Annotated in this window: 15 protein-coding genes; 12 read left to right on the forward strand and 3 right to left on the reverse strand. The window is 62.6% G+C overall.

Features of this window, described 5'->3' with window-relative positions; all coding sequences use genetic code 11:
* The first annotated feature begins 2 nt into the window (after positions 1 to 2).
* Genes CAF77_RS06500 through CAF77_RS06520 form a run of 5 tightly spaced genes read left to right on the forward strand, consistent with a single transcriptional unit; the run spans position 3 to position 4,574 of the window.
* Positions 3 to 365, forward strand: coding sequence for an STAS domain-containing protein (locus tag CAF77_RS06500; protein WP_011334518.1), 363 nt, complete (start codon positions 3 to 5; stop codon positions 363 to 365).
* A complete protein-coding gene (locus CAF77_RS06505; protein WP_011334519.1) occupies positions 362 to 766 on the forward strand; it encodes an anti-sigma regulatory factor in 405 nt (134 codons plus the stop codon). The genes CAF77_RS06500 and CAF77_RS06505 overlap by 4 nt, the downstream gene beginning before the upstream one ends.
* The gene (locus CAF77_RS06510; protein ID WP_064384089.1) at positions 763 to 1,773 is read left to right on the forward strand and encodes an ATP-binding protein; all 1,011 of its coding nucleotides are present in this window, start codon (positions 763 to 765) and stop codon (positions 1,771 to 1,773) included. The genes CAF77_RS06505 and CAF77_RS06510 overlap by 4 nt, the downstream gene beginning before the upstream one ends.
* Positions 1,766 to 2,641: a sensor histidine kinase KdpD gene (locus tag CAF77_RS06515; RefSeq protein ID WP_011334521.1), complete on the forward strand. Its 876-nt coding sequence runs from the start codon at positions 1,766 to 1,768 to the stop codon at positions 2,639 to 2,641. Before CAF77_RS06510 ends, CAF77_RS06515 begins: the two co-directional genes overlap by 8 nt.
* On the forward strand, positions 2,631 to 4,574 hold the full coding sequence (locus CAF77_RS06520) for a response regulator (RefSeq protein WP_064381279.1): 1,944 nt from the start codon (positions 2,631 to 2,633) through the stop codon (positions 4,572 to 4,574). The genes CAF77_RS06515 and CAF77_RS06520 overlap by 11 nt, the downstream gene beginning before the upstream one ends.
* Before the next feature lie 120 nt (positions 4,575 to 4,694).
* Here the strand turns inward: CAF77_RS06520 and CAF77_RS06525 are convergent, their stop codons facing one another.
* The 3 genes from CAF77_RS06525 to CAF77_RS06535 form a co-directional block, all read right to left on the reverse strand.
* On the reverse strand, positions 4,695 to 7,328 hold the full coding sequence (locus tag CAF77_RS06525) for an excinuclease ABC subunit UvrA (protein ID WP_064381277.1): 2,634 nt from the start codon (positions 7,326 to 7,328) through the stop codon (positions 4,695 to 4,697).
* Between the two features lie 28 nt (positions 7,329 to 7,356).
* The gene (locus CAF77_RS06530; protein WP_064381275.1) at positions 7,357 to 9,468 is read right to left on the reverse strand and encodes a PAS domain-containing sensor histidine kinase; all 2,112 of its coding nucleotides are present in this window, start codon (positions 9,466 to 9,468) and stop codon (positions 7,357 to 7,359) included.
* 132 nt (positions 9,469 to 9,600) lie between these two features.
* The gene (locus tag CAF77_RS06535) at positions 9,601 to 10,290 is read right to left on the reverse strand and encodes a GntR family transcriptional regulator (protein WP_064381273.1); all 690 of its coding nucleotides are present in this window, start codon (positions 10,288 to 10,290) and stop codon (positions 9,601 to 9,603) included.
* A 140-nt stretch (positions 10,291 to 10,430) separates the two neighbouring features.
* Here CAF77_RS06535 and CAF77_RS06540 point away from each other — a divergent pair, with 140 nt between their 5' ends.
* From CAF77_RS06540 to CAF77_RS06570, 7 genes are all read left to right on the forward strand, one after another.
* Positions 10,431 to 11,516: an ABC transporter ATP-binding protein gene (locus CAF77_RS06540; protein WP_064381271.1), complete on the forward strand. Its 1,086-nt coding sequence runs from the start codon at positions 10,431 to 10,433 to the stop codon at positions 11,514 to 11,516.
* 1 nt (position 11,517) lies between these two features.
* Complete coding sequence (locus tag CAF77_RS06545) at positions 11,518 to 12,435, forward strand: ABC transporter permease (RefSeq protein ID WP_064381269.1); 918 nt, start codon at positions 11,518 to 11,520, stop codon at positions 12,433 to 12,435.
* Positions 12,432 to 13,220 (forward strand): ABC transporter permease, encoded by a 789-nt coding sequence (locus tag CAF77_RS06550; RefSeq protein ID WP_064381267.1) that lies wholly within the window; start codon positions 12,432 to 12,434, stop codon positions 13,218 to 13,220. Before CAF77_RS06545 ends, CAF77_RS06550 begins: the two co-directional genes overlap by 4 nt.
* A gap of 15 nt (positions 13,221 to 13,235) precedes the next feature.
* Positions 13,236 to 14,288 (forward strand): extracellular solute-binding protein, encoded by a 1,053-nt coding sequence (locus CAF77_RS06555; RefSeq protein WP_064381265.1) that lies wholly within the window; start codon positions 13,236 to 13,238, stop codon positions 14,286 to 14,288.
* Positions 14,289 to 14,427: 139 nt separating this feature from the next.
* A complete protein-coding gene (locus CAF77_RS06560; RefSeq protein WP_064381263.1) occupies positions 14,428 to 15,624 on the forward strand; it encodes an amidohydrolase family protein in 1,197 nt (398 codons plus the stop codon).
* Complete coding sequence (locus CAF77_RS06565) at positions 15,621 to 17,108, forward strand: amidohydrolase family protein (RefSeq protein ID WP_064381262.1); 1,488 nt, start codon at positions 15,621 to 15,623, stop codon at positions 17,106 to 17,108. The genes CAF77_RS06560 and CAF77_RS06565 overlap by 4 nt, the downstream gene beginning before the upstream one ends.
* An 11-nt stretch (positions 17,109 to 17,119) precedes the next feature.
* A complete protein-coding gene (locus CAF77_RS06570) occupies positions 17,120 to 17,779 on the forward strand; it encodes a flavin reductase family protein (protein ID WP_064381260.1) in 660 nt (219 codons plus the stop codon).
* Positions 17,780 to 17,824 lie beyond the last annotated feature (45 nt).

Genomic DNA, 17,824 nt, shown 5'->3' on the forward strand with positions numbered 1-17,824 from the left:
CAATGGAACGTATCCCGATTCTTCAGATGGGTGACTTCCTGCTGGTGACCATCCAGGTCGACATGCATGACCAACTCGCCCTCACCCTGCAAGACGACCTGTCCGAGCGCATCAGCAAGACCTCCGCGCGCGGCGTGCTGATCGACATCTCGGCGCTGGACATGGTCGATTCGTTCATCGGCCGGATGATCGGCACCATTTCCGGCCTGTCGAAAATCATGGACGCTGAAACCATGCTGGTCGGTATGCAACCGGCAGTGGCGATCACGCTGGTGGAGCTCGGTCTTTACCTGCCGGGCGTCAGCACCGCGCTGAACGTCGAGCGCGGAATGAAACTGCTGCAGGAACGAGTACGCCAGCAATGACCGTGCGCAGCAGCGGTACCCAACCGATCAACATCGAGCAGGATGTGGTGCTGGCGCGGCAAACGGCGCGCAAGCTGGCCACCGAGTGCGGCATGCGCCTGATCGACCTGACCAAACTGGTGACCGCCGTCAGTGAACTGGCGCGCAACACCATGGTGTATGGCGGTGGCGGAGACATGGACTGGCAGATCCTCGATGACAACCACAAGGTCGGCCTGCGCCTGACCTTTCGCGATGAAGGCCCGGGTATTCCCGACATCAAACTGGCGATGACCGACGGCTGGACCTCCGGCAGCGGTCTGGGCCTGGGCCTGACCGGGGCCAAGCGACTGGTAGATGAATTCGAACTGGACACCGAGCCCGGCAAAGGCACTCGCATAACGATCACCCGATGGACATGAACATCAGCGGGACATTGACCCAGGTGTTGGTGATCGAGGACAGCAGCCAGATCGGCCATGCCCGGCGTACGGCCCAGCGTCTGGCCGAGCAACACGGTTTTGGCGAAAGCGATGCCGGCCGCGTCGCGCTGGTGGCCACGGAGCTGGCGAGCAATGTGCTCAAGCATGCCGGGCACGGCGAACTTCACTTGCGTCTGTTGCCGCGTCAGGGTGACGACGGCATCGAGATGATTGCAGTCGACCGGGCGCAGGGCTTTGATCTGGATGCGTGCATGGCCGATGGTTTTTCCACCGGCGGTACTCAGGGCATCGGCCTGGGCGCCGTGGCACGCCAGGCCGATGTCTTCGATGTTTTTGCCGATCATCGCGGCGCGGTGCTGCTGGCTCGTTTATACCCACGCAGCGACCGGCAGGTGGATATGCCGTATGGTGTCAGCCAACACTCGCTGCACAACGACCCGGCCTGCGGTGATGTCTGGCATCTGGCGATCCACGGCGCTGACGTCAGTGCTCTGGTGGTCGACGGTCTGGGCCATGGCGAGGACGCCGAGCGTGCGGCCCGCGCCGGTGAAAAGGCCTTTGCCTTGAATCCGTTCGGTGCGCCGACGCTGCTGATGGAAGACATGCACCGTGAGATGATCGGTAGCCGGGGCGGCGCGGTGGCATTCGCGCAGTTTCACGCCGGCCGTGCCAGTCTGTCGTTCACCGGTGTCGGCAACATCGGTGCCAGCCTGATCGCTTCCGACAAGTCGCGCGGACTGGCCTCGCATCCGGGCATCGTCGGTGGCCAATACAGAAAAGCCCAGCCTTTTGACTATGCTCACGTGAACGGACATCTATTGATCATGTATAGCGACGGCTTGCAGTCCCGCTGGAACCTTCAGGATTACCCCGGTCTGGTGCATCGCCATCCCGCCGTGATTGCCACCGTCCTGCACCGCGACTTCTGCCGCGGGCGCGACGATGTCACCGTGCTGGTGGTTGCCCTGGAGTCCGCCCATGACTGAGTCCCCGACCTTGAACAACGCCGAACAGGCTGCGTTGATCGCCCAGTTGCAGAGCGAAACCGCTGCGTTGCGCGAAGAGCTCGACGAAACCAATCAGGGCGTGCTGGCCCTGTACGCCGAACTCGACACTCAGGCCGAACAACTGCGCCAGGCATCCGACCTGAAAAGCCGTTTTCTGTCGTACATGAGCCACGAGTTCCGCACGCCGCTGGGCTCGATCCTGAGCATCAACAGCCTGCTCGCCGACGAACTCGACGGCCCCCTCAGCCCCGAGCAACACAAGCAGGTGGCGTTTGTCAGCACCGCCGCCCGGGAACTCAGCGACATGGTCGACGACCTGCTCGATCTGGCGAAGATCGAGGCCGGACGCATCAGCATTTCTGCGGCGTGGTTCGACATGTTCGACCTGTTCGCCGCACTGCGGGGGATGTTCCGGCCGATTGTCGATGCCACGGCCGTAGACCTGATTTTCGAAGAGCCGGTAGGCCTCCCGCGTCTTTACACCGACGACAAGAAGCTGGCGCAGATCCTGCGCAACTTCATTTCCAACTCGCTGAAGTTCACCACCCGTGGCGAGGTCCGGATCTCGGCGCGTCTTGAGGGTGAGGGCAAGGTGCGGTTCGCCGTCAGCGACACCGGCATCGGTATCGCTGCGGAGCTGCACGGCACCTTGTTTGAAGACTTTTCTCAGGTCGACTCACCGCTGCAAAAACGCCTGCGCGGCACCGGGCTCGGCCTGTCGCTGTGCAAACGCTTCGCTGAATTGCTCGGTGGTGAGGTTGGTGTCGAAAGTACGCCGGGCGTGGGCTCAAGTTTTTTCGTGATCATTCCGCTGGCACTTGCCCAGGAGAACGTCGATGAAACATGACATCCGTCTGTTGATCGTCGATGACAACGTCGCCACTCGCTATGCCTTGCGCCGACGGCTGGAGCGCCACGGTTACGAAGTGCTCGAGGCCGGCACCGGCGGCGAGGGGCTGGCCCTGATTGCCAGTCAGTCGCTCGATGCGCTGATCCTCGACGTCAACCTGCCGGACATGAGCGGGTTCGACATCGTGCGTAAACTGCGCACCGACCCGGGCACCGCCCTGCTTCCGGTGATCCACGTGTCCGCCGCGTCGATCCAGACCGGCGACATCATCACCGGCCTCGATGCCGGGGCCGATGCCTACCTGATTCATCCGGTCGATCCCGACGTGCTGCTGGCAACGTTACGCACCCTGCTGCGGGTGCGTGACACGGAGAACGCGTTACGCGAAAGCGAGGCGCGTTTCCGCGAGATCTTCGTCAATGTCTCAGCCCCCATCGCGGTGCTCGATGCCGATCTGAAAGTCCATGAGTGCAATCACGCCTTTTCCCAGCTGATCCAGGATAATCGCGACCCGCAGACCCTCAGCGAATGCTTTGCCGAGGATCAGAGCGCGATCCTCGACGAACTGCACCTGCGACTGGTGGACGGCGAGCGCTGGAAGGGCACGCTGAACATGCGCGTGCAGGGTGAGGTCCGCGAGACCGAATGGCAGATTTCGCCCTATCGGACTCCGAAGCTGAGCCTGGTGTTCGTCGAAGACGTCACCGAACACCGTCATCGCGAGCGCTCGCACCTGGCGCAGCTGGACGACACCACCACGCAACTGGCCAAGGAAGTCGCCGACCGGGTACGCGCCGAATCGCAACTGCTGCAAGTACAGAAAATGGATGCGCTGGGCAAGCTCACCGGCGGCATCGCCCATGACTTCAATAACCTGCTGACCGGGATCATCACCAGCCTCGAACTGATCCAGAAACGTGTTGCCGATGGCCGAACGGACAAGGTCCAGTTCTACGCCGAAGCGGCTCTGAACTCGGCGAGGAGCGCGGCCTCGCTCACCCATCGCCTGTTGGCGTTTGCCCGTCAGCAACCCCTCGACACCCGTCCGGTCGACATCAACAGACACGTCCGCTCGCTCGAAGAATTGCTGGTGCGCACCATCGGCGAACGCATCGCCCTCAAGCTCGAATTGACCACCAAAGCCGCCATCGCGCTGGTCGATCCGATTCAGCTCGAAAGTGCGGTGCTCAATCTGGTGATCAATGCCCGGGACGCATTGCCACGGGGCGGCAATATCTGGGTCAGCACTTACGCGGCGTACTCCCACGGCGACCCGAACCTCGCCGATGGATCCTACGTGGCGCTATCGGTGCGCGATGACGGTACCGGCATCGAGCACAACGTGATCGACAAGGTGTTCGAGCCGTTCTTCACCACCAAGCCGCTGGGCCAGGGCACCGGGCTGGGGCTGTCGACGATCTACGGTTTTGCCCGTCAGTCCGGTGGCGATGCGCACATCCGCAGCGTCGCGCGACGCGGCACCGAAGTGACGATCATGCTGCCGGCCACCAGCGATCCGACCGCTGTCGATGTGGCCCCGGTGACCATTGATCCGCAAGGCTCGGGCGAACATGTGTTGATCGTCGAAGACATGCCGGCGGTACGCCTGTTCGTCACCGAAGTGCTGGAAGACGCCGGTTACCGCTGCACCCAGGCCGGTGATATCGAAACGGCGCTGGAACGCTTGCAGAACGACGCGTCGATCGACCTGCTGCTGACCGACGTCGGTCTGCCACGCATGACCGGCCGTGAATTGGCGGACGTTGCCCGGGGCTGGCGCGAAGCGCTGCCGATCCTGTTCATGACCGGTTATGCGGAAACCGCGATCAACCGGCAGGTATTCCTCGGAGCCGGCATGGACATGCTGGTCAAGCCGTTTCAAATCAGCGCACTGCTGGACAAGGTGCGTCGCACCCTCGACGGTGCCTGATACGCCGCCATCGCGGGCACGCCCGCTCCCACAGTTTTTTGTGCCGTACACAAATTCGTGAACACCTCAGACTCTGTGGGAGCGGGCTTGCCCGCGATGAGGCCGGCCCATGCGACGCAGTCAGCGGCTCAAAGCCCTGGAGAGAAACGGCGCAGTCCGGCTCTTCTTGCTCGCCGCCACTTTCTGCGGCGTCCCGGCCACGACGATCCGGCCGCCCTGATCCCCCGCGCCCGGACCGATGTCGATTACCCAATCGCTCTGCGCCACCACGCGCATTTCATGCTCGACCACGATCACCGTGTGTCCTGCGCTCACCAGATTGTCCAGTTGCTCCAACAAGCGGTCGACGTCTCGCGGATGCAAACCGGTGGTAGGCTCGTCGAGCACGTACAACGTCGCGCCGCGCTGATTGCGTTGCAGCTCGGTGGCCAGTTTGATCCGCTGGGCTTCGCCGCCGGACAACTCGGTCGCCGGTTGCCCGAGGCGCAGGTAACCGAGGCCGATGTCGCGCAGCACTTCCAGTGAACGACGGATCGCCGGTTGCTCGGCAAATACCACCACCGCTTCATCCACGGTCAGTTGCAGCACCTGCGCAATGCTCAAGCCCTGCCAGAGGATGGCCAGCGTTTCGGGGTTGTATCGCGCGCCATGGCAGGTCGGGCACGGCGCATAAACGCTGGGCATGAACAGCAATTCGACGCTGACAAAGCCCTCGCCTTCGCAGGTCGGGCAGCGCCCCTTGGCGACGTTGAAGGAAAACTGCCCGGCGTCGTAGCCCGCCGCTTTCGCCTCGTCAGTCGCGGCGAACAACTTGCGCACGTTGTCGAACAGCCCGGTGTAGGTCGCCAGATTCGAACGCGGGGTGCGGCCGATGGGTTTCTGATCGACCTGAACCAGACGCTTGATCGACTCCAGCCCGGCGCTGACCTGGCCGGTGCTGGCAGACGGGGTATCGTCTTCCAGATTGAGCTCTTCCGGCTCGGCGTCACCGACGCTGCGCCCGAGCTGCGCGCCGACCAGTTCCAGCAGCGCCTGGCTGACCAGACTCGACTTGCCGGAACCGGAGACGCCGGTGACCGAGGTGAAACAGCCCAACGGAAACTCGGCGCTGAGGTTATTCAGGTTGTTACGCGTGACGCCGTCGAGCTTCAGCCAGCCCGAAGGTTTGCGCGCGGCGCGGGTCGGCCGTTGCTGTTCGGCGAACAGATAGGCGCGGGTCTGCGAGTGCTCGATCGCCGCCAGCCCCGGCGGCGGGCCGCTGTAGAGAATCTGCCCCCCCTTTTCGCCCGCCGCCGGGCCGACGTCGATCAGCCAGTCGGCCCGGCGCATGGTGTCCAGATCGTGCTCGACCACAAACACGCTGTTGCCGTCGGCCTTCAGACGCTGCAAGGCCTCGAACAGGGCCTCGCCGTCGGCCGGGTGCAGGCCGGCGGAAGGTTCGTCGAGCACGTAGATCACGCCGAACAATTGCGAGCCCAGTTGGGTGGCCAGTCGCAGGCGTTGCAATTCGCCGGACGACAGGGTCGGCGTGCTGCGTTCCAGGGCCAGATAACCGAGGCCCAGATCGGTCAGGGTGCTGACCCGTTCCAGCAGATCCTCGGCAATGCGCTGCGCGGCCAGGCGTTTTTCCAGCGACAGGTTCGGCGTATGGCGCACGTCCGGCGCGTTGGCGTGGCCGCTGGCGCCATGGGCCACGCGCTGCTGCCGGGCTTCGCGGGTCTGGCTGTGGGTCAGGGTTTCACCGGTTTCATCGGCGTGTTCCAGCCAGCTCGCGTCCGCGACCGGCCGCAAAACCTCGGCGACTTGCAACAGAGACATCCGCGACAACTCGCCGATGTCATGCCCGGCAAACGTTACCGACAGCGCCTCACGCTTGAGGCGCTTGCCATCGCACAACGGGCAGAGGCTGCCGATCATGAACTGCGACACGCGCTTCTTCATCAGCGCACTTTGCGAATGGGTGAAGGTATGCAGGATGTAGCGCCGGGCGCCAGTGAAGGTGCCTTGATAACTGGGCTCCATGTTGCGCTTGAGGGCGACGCGGGTTTCTTCCGGCGTCAGCCCGGCGTACACCGGAACGGTTGGTGTTTCCTCGGTGAAGAGGATCCAGTCACGCTGTTTTTTCGGCAGCTTGCGCCACGGGATATCGACATCGATACCCATGGTCACCAGGATGTCGCGCAGGTTCTGCCCCTGCCAGGCCAGCGGCCATGAGGCTACGGCGCGCTGGCGGATGGTCAGATTCGGATCCGGCACCATCAACGCCTCGGTGACCTCGTAGACCCGGCCCAGTCCATGGCATTGCGGGCACGCGCCCTGCGGCGTGTTCGGTGAAAAATCCTCGGCATACAGCATCGGCTGACCCGGTGGGTAGCTGCCGGCGCGCGAGTACAGCATGCGGATCAGGCTCGACAACGTGGTGACGCTGCCCACCGACGAACGCGTGCTCGGCGTGCCGCGCTGTTGCTGCAGGGCCACGGCCGGCGGCAGGCCTTCGATGGAATCGACGTCCGGCACGCCAACCTGATCGATCAGCCTTCGCGCATAGGGCGCCACCGATTCGAAATAGCGTCGCTGGGCTTCGGCATACAGCGTTGAAAACGCCAGCGACGACTTGCCCGACCCCGACACGCCGGTGAACACCACCAGTGCATCGCGAGGAATGTCGACGTCCACGTTCTTCAGATTGTGTTCACGGGCACCGCGCACGCGAACCATGCCGGCGGCAGAACTGGAATTGCGTCTGGAAGTCATCGGCCAGCCTTGGTCAGGGGATTGGAGCTCAGGTGCTGAGCACGGAACGGATCATCTGCAGCAATGCTTCGGGGCCATAGGGTTTGCCGAGCAAATGGGTGTCGGGACTGAGCTGGTGGTTGCGCGAGATGATGTCGCGGGTGTGGCCCGAGGTGAACAGCACGGCCACCGGCGGCATTTGCACCTTGGCCCACGCCGCCAGATCGGAGCTCTTGATCAGACCGGGCATGACCACGTCGGTGAAAATCAGGTCGACCCGAGCGCCTTCCATCAACATCTGCATGGCCGCGTCACCGTTGCCGGCCGTCAGCACGCGGTAGCCTTCTTCGCGCAACAGCTCGACCGCCGAGGTGCGCACCGCTTCGTTGTCCTCGACCACCAGGATCGTCTCGTGACCGCCCGCCTGCTGATAATTGACGCTCGGCGAGTCATCAAGCACGGGGCGCAGGCTGCGCGGGAAGTACAACTGCACCCGCGTGCCTTCGCCGATCCGACTGTCGATCTCGACATGACCGCCGCTCTGCTTGACGAAACCGAACACCATGCTCAAACCGAGACCGGTGCCCTGGCCGTCGGCCTTGGTGGTGAAGAACGGTTCGAACACCTGCTCGAGCATGTGCGGGGCAATGCCCACGCCGCTGTCACTGACCGAAACCCGGACGAAATCCCCCGGCACGATGCCTTTGCCCGAGCAGAACGCCCGATCCAGTGAGAGATTCGAGGCACCGAGCACAATCGTGCCCTCGCCCTTCATGGCATCCCGGGCATTGATCGCCAGATTGAGAATGGCGTTTTCCAGTTGATTGCGATCGACGTTGATGTGCCAAGGTTCGTCCGGCAGTTGTACGTCGATCTGAATGGTTTCGCCCAGCGCCCGTTGCAGCAACTCGCCCACACCGTCGAAGATTTGCCGGGGATTGCACACGGCCGGCGACAGCGGCTGACGCCGGGCAAACGCGAGCAGTTGCGAAGACAGCTTGGCGCCACGCTCCACCGCCGCCAGCGAAGCGCTGACCCGACGCTGGACGTTGGCATTGTCCGGTTCATGCCGCGCCAACAGGTGCAGGTTGCCGGCGATCACTTGCAGCAGGTTGTTGAAGTCGTGAGCCACGCCGCCGGTGAGGCCGCCGATGGATTCGAGTTTCTGCGACTGGCGCAATTGCTCTTCGGCGGCGAGGCGCGCCTCGACTTCATCCGCGACACGCTGTTCGAGGTTGCGGGTGAACTTGAGCAGTGACTCTTCAGCCGCCTTGCGCTCGTTAATGTCGATCAGCACACCGGGAAAACGGAACGGTCGGCCCTGCTCGTCGAATTCGCAAGCGCCACTGGCGAGCACCCACAGACAACTGCCATCGGCACGCACCACCCGGTACTCGGCGTTGTAGGGCTCGCCGGTGCGGACCGAATTCTCCACACACTCCTTTACCCAATTGCGATCGTCCGGGTGAATGTGCGCTTCGGCGATATGCTGCGGCAGATTGCTCAGGTCTTGATCAGGCGGATAGGAAAATGTCCGGGCGAAACGCTCGTCGGCCGACAGTACGTTGTTTCTGACGTCCCAGACAAAGGAGCCGAGCAGTGCCCCGGCATTCAATGCCAGTCGCACCCGCTCGTTATCGGCGCGATAAGCGTCTTCGGCGGCCTGACGCAAGCGTTCGGACAGCACCAGTTCAGTGGTTTCCACCACCATCGCCATGACGCCCGAAGGCACACCGGCATCGTTGGCCACCGGGCTGTAATACAAATCGAGCCAGACATCCTCGGGTACGCCGTCGCGCAGCAACACCAGGACCTTGTTGCGATATTCCAGGGTGCCGCCGGCCAGACAGGTGTCGACCACATGCCGGTTGAAATCGGCCACCTCCGGCCAGCCCAGTTCCACCGGCGATCCGAGCAGGTAGGGATGTCGTCCGCCGGCGAATCGTGAGTAAGCGTCGTTGTAGATCATGTAGCCGGCATGGCCCCAGAGCATGACCATCGGCAGCGGCGATGCCAGCATCAATTGCACTGTGCTGCACAGGCTGGCCGGCCAGGTTTCGAGCGGGCCCAGATCGGTCCTGCTCCAGTCGAACGCACGGATTCGCCCGGCCATCTCGCCTTGCCAGCCGTCACACCCATGGCTATCGGATAAAAACTGCATCAGCTGCTTCAACGCCTTGTGGTTGATCCGGATCTATCGCTGCGCGATCAAACGTCGCGCCCGTCTGTTTCGAGCGCATCGGGCAACGATGGTTTCATTAGAGGTATAGCCGATTTCACCCCGGCTCGACGTTCAGACTTCGATCAGATGTTTGAGCGGATGGTAGCCGGTCTTGAGCTTCGCAGCGACGTCGAGAATCGCCTTCTGGATGCCGTCCAGGTGTATGCAGGTCAGCTCGATGGCGGCGCTCTGATTGCCAGCCTCGATGTACTCGATCAGGCGCAGGTGTTCGTCGTCGCGACAGGCTTCGTGGCTGTCGTCATCCAGCGCCGCGGCGTACAGCGAGGCGCGGGAAATCAACTTCTGGAACCAGTCGAGCAGCACCGGGTTATTCAGGCTGCGGGCGAGCTTGATGTGGAACTCGCCCAGCAGGTGGATCAGTCGCTCGTGGTCGCCGGCTTCGTGGGCTTCGTCCTCGAGCAGCAAATGATCGCGCAAGTCCTGCATCACCGCAGAGTCCTTGCGCCGGCACAGTTCGGTGACGATACCGATCTCGACCAGACGCCGGGTTTCGAACAGCGACCGGATTTCCTCATCGCTGGGCAGCGACACCGACGCACCTTTATTGGGCTCGGTGGTGACCAGTCCGTCGGCCTCCAATTGCTTGAGCGCCGCGCGAACCGACGTGCGGCTGACATTGAACAATTCTGCCAGCGACGCCTCGCCCAGCTTCATCCCTGGACGCAGCGAACGTTTGCTGATCGCCTCGTAAACCCCTTGGTAGACGCGGTCGACCGTGGTTTCCGGTTTTTTCTCGGTCATCTGAAAACTCCTTCAATGCTGGCAGCGCTGCCCGACGAGCGACTCAGTCAGGGAAATGGGGGGTTGCGCCAGCAGATTAATCCGGGTATTTCTAAATTGCATTCAGATATTGCATACAATAATTAGAGGATTGCACCATTATGGGTCAACCAATAGCCATTGAAGTGCGTAACGTATCCAAGCGGTATTCTGATGACCCTGGCCTCGCGCCTGCCCTCGACAACGTGTCGGTGAACATCGCCGACAACGAATTCTTCACCCTCCTCGGCCCCTCGGGCTGCGGCAAGACCACCCTGCTGCGCACCATCGCCGGTTTCGAACACGTCAGCGACGGCGAGATCCGTCTGGCAGGCGAAACGGTCAATCACCTGCCGCCGTTCAAGCGTCGGGTCAACACGGTGTTCCAGAGTTACGCGCTGTTTCCGCACATGAGTGTCGCGCAGAATATCGCCTTCGGCCTCGAGATGCAGGGTCTTGATCGCAAGGCGATTCCCGGACGGGTCGACGAAATGCTCGCGCTGGTGCAGATGGAGCACCTGGCCGGGCGCAAACCGGCGCAATTATCCGGCGGCCAGCAGCAGCGCGTGGCTCTGGCCCGGGCCCTGGCGCCGAAGCCCAAAGTGCTGTTGCTCGACGAGCCGCTGTCGGCGCTGGACCTGAAGCTGCGCAAGGAAATGCAGGTCGAACTCAAGCGCGTGCAGCAGGAAGCCGGCATTACCTTCATCTTCGTCACCCACGATCAGGAAGAGGCGCTGACCCTGTCCGACCGGATCGCGGTGATGTCCGCCGGCAAGATCCTGCAGATCGGCACCCCGACCGACATCTATGAACGCCCGCAGCACCGCTTCGTCGCCCAGTTCATCGGCGACATCAATTTCCTTCCCGGCCAACTCAAACGCGGCGAACACAACGAAAACATCTTCGTACCCAACGGCATGCCGGTGGAAATCCCCTGCCCGCCCCAAGGCGTCAATGGCAGCAGCGTGCAGCTGGCATTCCGGCCCGAGCGCTCGCAACTGGTTGCAGCGGATCAGCCGCATCATCTGCGCGGTGTGATCGAAGCGGTGCTGTATGTCGGCACCGCGACGCTGTACCAGTGCCGCTTGAACAACGACATCAAAGTCATGCTGCGGGAAAACAACGAAGGCCTGAACCGTGGTCGCGTCGTCGGCGAAAGCGTGTCAGTGCACCTGCCGCCCCAGGCCTGCCTGTTGATGGAGGCCTGAGATGAGCGTCAGCAGCACTTCCCCCTCCCTCAACCGCGCGCTGTTGCTCAGCCCGGTGGTGTTGACCCTGCTCGCCCTGATCGCCATTCCGCTGGGGATCATGGGTTACATCAGCCTGCTGCCGCGCAACACCTACGGTGGTGTCGACTGGCAGGCTCAATGGCAACTGCAGAGTTATGTGCAGCTGTTTTTCCAGGAAGGTTTTGACGGCGAACTGGAGCTGAACTGGGTCTACGCCCAGGCGCTGTTGCGCTCGGTGTTCCAGGCCGGTGGCACCACGGTGTTGTGCTTTCTGTTCGGCTTTCCGGTGGCGCTGTGGATGTCGAGCCTGACCCCGCGCCGACGCAATCTGATGGTGTTGCTCATCACCATTCCGTTCTGGACCAACCTGCTGATCCGCAACTACGCGTGGCTGATCATCCTGCGCGAACAGGGCTGGGTCGCCCAGAGCCTCAACGCGCTGTTCCCGAGTGCCGGCGGCATCACCCTGCTCTACAACGACTTCGCCGTCAGCGTCGGTCTGGTCTACAGCTTCCTGCCGTTCATGATTTTGCCGATCTACTCGACCCTGGAAAAACTCGACTGGCGTCTGGTGGAAGCCGCCTATGACCTGGGCGCCAACCGCTGGCATGCGCTGCGCCGGATCATCCTGCCGCTGTCGATGCCTGGCGTGATTGCCGGCGCGTTGCTGGTGTTCGTGCCGAGCCTCGGCGCCTTCATCACCCCGGCGATCCTCGGCGGCGGCAAGACCCTGATGATCGGCAACCTGATCCAGCAGCAATTCGGCACCGCGCGCAACTGGCCGCTGGGCAGTTCGCTGTCGTTCCTGTTGCTGGGGATTCTGCTGTTGTCCCTGGTGCTCTACGCCCTCTACAGCCGTAGCACGGCGAAAACCCTGAACCGGGGAGCGAAAGCATGATCTCTCTGCACCTGAAAAAACTCCCCGCAACCCGGGAAATCAGCCTGCTGATCTTCGCCTACCTGTACGTGCCGATCCTGGTGTTGATCGCCTACAGCTTCAACGCCAACCGCTCGGCGACGGTGTGGACCGAGTTCTCGTTCGCCTGGTACGGGCGGATCCTGGCCAATCCATCGATCCAGACCGCAGCGCTGAATTCGATCATCGTCGCGACCATCGCCACAGTCTGCGCCACGACGATTGCACTGCTCGCAGCCCTGGCGACTTACCGGCCGTTCTACGGACAGAAAATGGTCGAGGGCGGGATCAACCTGCCGCTGATTCTGCCGGAGATCGTCACCGCCGTGGCCACCCTGCTGCTGTTCATGGCGCTGGGGATCAAGCTTGGGCTGATGACGGTGATCGTCGCGCACATCGGCTTCTGCATTCCGTTCGCCTACCTGCCGATCCGCGCACGGCTCAACGATCTGGACAAGAGCCTGCTGGAGGCCGCCAACGACCTGTACGCCAATCCGTGGCAGGTGTTTCGCCGCGTGACCCTGCCGCTGCTGTGGCCGGCGGTGTTGTCCGGTTCGGTGCTGGCGTTCGTGGTCAGCCTCGACGATTTCATCATGACCTTCTTCGTCGCCGGGCCCGGTTCGACCACGTTGCCGGTGTACATCTTCTCGGCGATCAAGGCCGGGGTAACGCCCGAGATCAACGCGATTTCGACCCTGATGCTGGTGATTTCCATCGTGCTGGTGGTGCTGGCCTTCTGGCTCGGCCAACGCGGCAAACAACAATAAACCTGGAGCGCGCTCATGAAAGTGAAAAACATGCGTCTGGCAGTATCCGGTCTGGCCCTGAGTTGTTTCATCGCGTTCGGCGCCCACGCCGCCGAGCCCAAGGAATTGTTTTTCTACAACTGGACTGATTACTACCCGGTGGACCTGCTGGCCAAGTTCGAAAAGGAGACCGGGATCAAGGTCACCATGGACGGCTATGACAGCAACGAAACCCTGCTCGCCAAGTTGCAGGCCGGCGGCGCCGCGTATGACGTGATCGTGCCGTCGCAGTCGATCATGCAGACGCTGATCAAGCAGGACCTGCTGCTGGAAATCGACGCGCCGACCCTGAACAACTTCCAGTACGTCAAAGGCCCGTTCCGCGACCCAAGCTTCGACCCGGGCCGCAAGTTTTCGGCGCCGTACCTGTGGGGCACCACCGGGTTTTCCTATGACAGCGCACGGGTACCGGGCGGCAAGCTCGATGATTCGTGGAAAGAATTCTTCGAGCCGCGCAAGGAACTGCAAGGCCAGCTCGCCGCCCTCGATACCTCCAGCAGCGTGATCAACGCCGCCAGTCATTACCTGAATGTCGACGAATGCACGGAAAACCCGCAGGACGCCAAACGCATCCTCGAACTGCTGCAAAAACAGAAACCGTTTTTGAAGATGTACAGCTCCGACAACACCGTCGACCGCATGGCCTCGGGCGAAGTGATCATGATGCAGAACTGGAACGGCTCGACGGCCCGCGCCACGTTGCAGAAGAGCACCATCAAGTACGTGTACCCGAAAGAAGGCTTGGCAATGTTCCAGGACAACTTCGCCGTACCGAAAAGCGCGCCGCACCCAGGCAACGCGAAGATTTTCATCGACTGGATGATGAAACCGGAAAACGCGGCGGCCGTGTCCAACGCGATTGCCTATGCCAACGGGATTCAGAGCGATCAGTTGCTGGATGCGAAATGGAAGGTCATGGACGCGATCAACATGCCCGAGGAATACGCCTCGCGGCTGCGGCCGGAGAAGGAATGCAGCAACAAGGCGCGGGAGCTGCAGGATCGGATCTGGTCGAAGCTCAAGGGTTGATCACCTGACTCAAGACCGAGTTGCGGCCATCGTTGGCAAGCCAACTCTCACACTGGATCTGTGAGCGACACCAATCCCTGTGGGAGCTGGCTTGCCAGCGATGAGGCCCGCCCAGACAACCTAGAAACAGAGGTATGAAATGTCCCACCCCCGCTGGCTCAGAAACATCCGCCCCTACGGCGCCCCCGCCGAAGACCTGCTGATCGAAAACGGCAAGTTCACCCAACGCCGCCCGGCCTCCGATGCTCCACTGGCCGCCACCGACATCGACGGCCAGAACCAGCTCCTGACCGCGCCGCTGGTGGAAAGCCACGTCCACCTCGACAAGACCCTGTACGGCCAGCCCTGGCGCCCGAACAGCGCCGGCCCGACGCTCAAGGACTACATCAGCAACGAGCGCCGCGTCCTGCGTGAAGTCAAGGCGCCGATCGCCGAACGCGCCGGCGCCCTGCTGGAAAACTGCATCGCCCGGGGTTCTTTGACGATGCGTTGCCACGTCGACATCGACCCGGAATTCGGCCTGCGCCACGTCGAGGCCATGCAACACCTGCGCGAAACCTACAGCGACCTGATCGACCTGCAACTGGTGGTATTCCCGCAAACCGGCCTGATCAGCCGACCCGGCACCGCCGAACTGATGCGCGAAGCCATGGCCTTGAGCGTGGAGAATGTCGGCGGCCTCGACCCCTGCGGCATCGACAACGACCCGATCGCGCAACTGGATTTCGTGTTCAAACTGGCCCGCGAATTCCAGCGCGGCGTCGATATTCACCTGCACGACAAAGGTGAACTGGGCCTGTGGCAGATCGCCCGGATCGCCGATTACACCGAGCGTTTCAACCTGCAGAACCGGGTGATGATCAGCCACGCCTATTGCCTCGGCATGCTGCCGTGGAGTCAGGTCAAACCGGTCGCCGAACGCCTCGCGGCGCTGGGGATTTCGCTGATGAGTTCGGCACCGGCCGACTGCGCGGTGCCGCCATTTCTGGCGCTGCGCGAGGCAGGCGTCAACGTCTGCCTCGGTTCCGACGGCATTCGTGACGCGTGGTCGCCGATGGGTAATGGCGACATGCTGGAACGGGCGATGCTGCTGGCGTTCCGTTTTGACCTGGGCAAGGACGATGAACTGGCGGCGGCGTTCGACGCGGCGACCGTGAACGGTGCCCGCGCATTGGGTGTTGAAGAGTATGGTTTTGGAATCGGCCGGCCGGCAGACTTTCTGCTGATGCCGGTCGAAACCCTTGGTGAAGCGGTAGTCGCGCGGCCAGTGCGTCAGGTCTATCGCGGCGGCGAACTGATCGCCAGCGGCGGTCGTCTGCTGGGCAGCCGTCTGTGAAACGGATCGGCCTGAAGGCCGGTTGCGTGGTCGGTTTCGACGGCACGCAACATGTGCTGTGGCGCGATGGTGAAGTGGTGTTCGCCGGTTCACGGATCGAGTTTGTCGGGCGCGGATACCAAGGGCCGGTGGATCAATGGATCGACTACGGCAATGCGCTGATCGGTCCCGGTTTCATCGACCTCGACGCCCTCGGCGATCTCGATTCCACGGTGCTGACCCTGGATAACGGCGACGAGCGCGCCATGGGCCGGATGTGGTCGGCGGAGTATCTGGCCGCCGGCCCGCACGAGTCGTTCAGCCCGGAAGAAGAGGTCTTCAAATACCGCTACGCCTTCACCCAGTTGATCCGCAACGGCATCACCACAGCGATGCCGATCACCTCGATGTACTACCGCGAATGGGCGGAGACCTACGACGAGTTCGCGGCGGTCGCCGACGTGGCCGGCGAACTGGGACTGCGCACCTATCTCGGCCCCTGCTACATGAGCGGCATGAGTTACTGGCGCGCCGACGGCACCCTCGCCCATCACTGGGATGAGGCTCGGGGCCTGGCGGGGCTGGACGCGGCCGAACGGTTTTTCAAGGATTTCGATGGCGCCCACGCCGGGTTGATTCGCGGTGCGCTGCTGCCGGATCGCATCCAGACCTGCACCCCGGCGCTGCTTCAGCGTACGTCCGCCTTGAGCCGCGAACTGAACGCACCGATGCGTCTGCATTGCTGTCAGGCGCCCGGCGAAGCAGCGATGGTCGAACAGTTGCGCGGCACCACGCCGCTGGGCTGGTTGCAGCGGTTGGATTTGCTCAACCCGCGCAGCCTGTTGCCCCACGGCATTTACACCTCGGGAGATGACGACTTGCAACGGGTCATCGACGGCGGCGCCAGTCTGGTGCACTGCCCGCTGGTGTTCGCCCGTGATGGCGAGGCGCTGAATTCGTTCGGCCGCTATCGGGCCAAAGGCATCAACTTTGCCCTCGGCACCGACACCTGGCCGGCGGATTTGCTGGCCAACATGCGCCACGGTTTGAACATCGCCCGGCTCATGGAAGGTGGTCCATCGCTGACCAGCAGCCTCGACCTGTACAACGCCGCGACCCTCGGCGGCGCCAAGGCATTGGGCCGTGATGACCTCGGTCGCCTGGCACCCGGCGCCAAGGCTGATATCACCGTGTTCAGCCTGCGCGGCCTGCACCTGGGCCCGCTGTTCGATCCACTGAAAAACCTGCTGCTGGCCGGGCGCGGCGACGACTGCATCGCCAGTTACATCGACGGTCGCTGCGTGATGCACGACGGTCAGGTCATCGGCGTCGACTACCCCACTCTGCAACGTCAGGCCCAGCGCCAATACGAAAAACTGATGCGCAGCCACAGCGACCGGACCTTTGGCCGACCGGACTGGAAAACCCTGTTCCAGCCGGCCATTGCGTTCGCCGACGACTACAGCGCCGAGGCGCCGTTGAGCGCCATCGATCCACTTCTTTAGAGAACACTGCCATGCACAGCTTCGATTTCAGCCAACTGAGCCCACGGGAAAAGTACAAGATTCTGATCGGCAGCGTGGTGCCGCGCCCGATTGCGCTGGTCACCACCATCGACGGCGAAGGCCGGGTCAATGCCGCGCCGTTCAGTTTTTTCAATGCGCTGTCGGCGGACCCGCCCATTCTCGCGCTCGGCGTGGAGAACTACGGCGACCAGAGCCCGAAGGACACCACGCGCAATATCCAGATGAATCAGGAGTTCACCGTCAACATCGTCAGTGACGCCTTGGTGGAGGCCATGAACGTCTGCGCCGTGCCGTTCGCGCCGGGCTTCGATGAGTTGACCGCAGCAGGGCTGACGGCGATTCCCGGCACTTCGGTCAAATGCCCGCGAATCGGCGAAGCACCCGTGGCGCTGGAATGTCGACGGATGATGGCGCTGAACATCGGCCAGTCGCGGGAGATCATTTTTGGCGAGGTGTTGATGGCGCATGTGCGCGACGAGTTGATCGATCCGAAAACCCTGTACATCGATCAATTGGGGCTGGATGCGATCGGGCGCATGGGCGGGCATGGTTATGCACGGACCCGGGACTACTTCGACCTGCCGACCCGCTCGTTGCAAGCGTGGACGGAGGCACCGGGGGGTGGCGAGCGGTTTTGGCCACAGCGCTGAAAGCTATTACTCGTTCCCACGCTCCGTGTGCTGCTCGTGCTGATC

The sequence above is a fragment of the Pseudomonas sp. R15(2017) genome, from assembly GCF_002112685.1.
Taxonomy (GTDB): domain Bacteria; phylum Pseudomonadota; class Gammaproteobacteria; order Pseudomonadales; family Pseudomonadaceae; genus Aquipseudomonas; species Aquipseudomonas glycinae.

Excerpts from the sequence above, each read along its gene's own strand:
- CAF77_RS06505 (WP_011334519.1), top strand. The coding sequence starts at position 362 with ATGACCGTGCGCAGCAGCGGTACCCAACCGATCAACATCGAGCAGGAT.
- CAF77_RS06555 (WP_064381265.1), top strand. The coding sequence starts at position 13,236 with ATGAAAGTGAAAAACATGCGTCTGGCAGTATCCGGTCTGGCCCTGAGT.
- CAF77_RS06535 (WP_064381273.1), bottom strand. The coding sequence starts at position 10,290 with ATGACCGAGAAAAAACCGGAAACCACGGTCGACCGCGTCTACCAAGGG.
- CAF77_RS06520 (WP_064381279.1), top strand. The coding sequence starts at position 2,631 with ATGAAACATGACATCCGTCTGTTGATCGTCGATGACAACGTCGCCACT.
- CAF77_RS06530 (WP_064381275.1), bottom strand. The coding sequence starts at position 9,468 with ATGCAGTTTTTATCCGATAGCCATGGGTGTGACGGCTGGCAAGGCGAG.
- CAF77_RS06515 (WP_011334521.1), top strand. The coding sequence starts at position 1,766 with ATGACTGAGTCCCCGACCTTGAACAACGCCGAACAGGCTGCGTTGATC.
- CAF77_RS06540 (WP_064381271.1), top strand. The coding sequence starts at position 10,431 with ATGGGTCAACCAATAGCCATTGAAGTGCGTAACGTATCCAAGCGGTAT.
- CAF77_RS06560 (WP_064381263.1), top strand. The coding sequence starts at position 14,428 with ATGTCCCACCCCCGCTGGCTCAGAAACATCCGCCCCTACGGCGCCCCC.
- CAF77_RS06550 (WP_064381267.1), top strand. The coding sequence starts at position 12,432 with ATGATCTCTCTGCACCTGAAAAAACTCCCCGCAACCCGGGAAATCAGC.
- CAF77_RS06510 (WP_064384089.1), top strand. The coding sequence starts at position 763 with ATGAACATCAGCGGGACATTGACCCAGGTGTTGGTGATCGAGGACAGC.
- CAF77_RS06525 (WP_064381277.1), bottom strand. The coding sequence starts at position 7,328 with ATGACTTCCAGACGCAATTCCAGTTCTGCCGCCGGCATGGTTCGCGTG.
- CAF77_RS06545 (WP_064381269.1), top strand. The coding sequence starts at position 11,518 with ATGAGCGTCAGCAGCACTTCCCCCTCCCTCAACCGCGCGCTGTTGCTC.
- CAF77_RS06570 (WP_064381260.1), top strand. The coding sequence starts at position 17,120 with ATGCACAGCTTCGATTTCAGCCAACTGAGCCCACGGGAAAAGTACAAG.
- CAF77_RS06500 (WP_011334518.1), top strand. The coding sequence starts at position 3 with ATGGAACGTATCCCGATTCTTCAGATGGGTGACTTCCTGCTGGTGACC.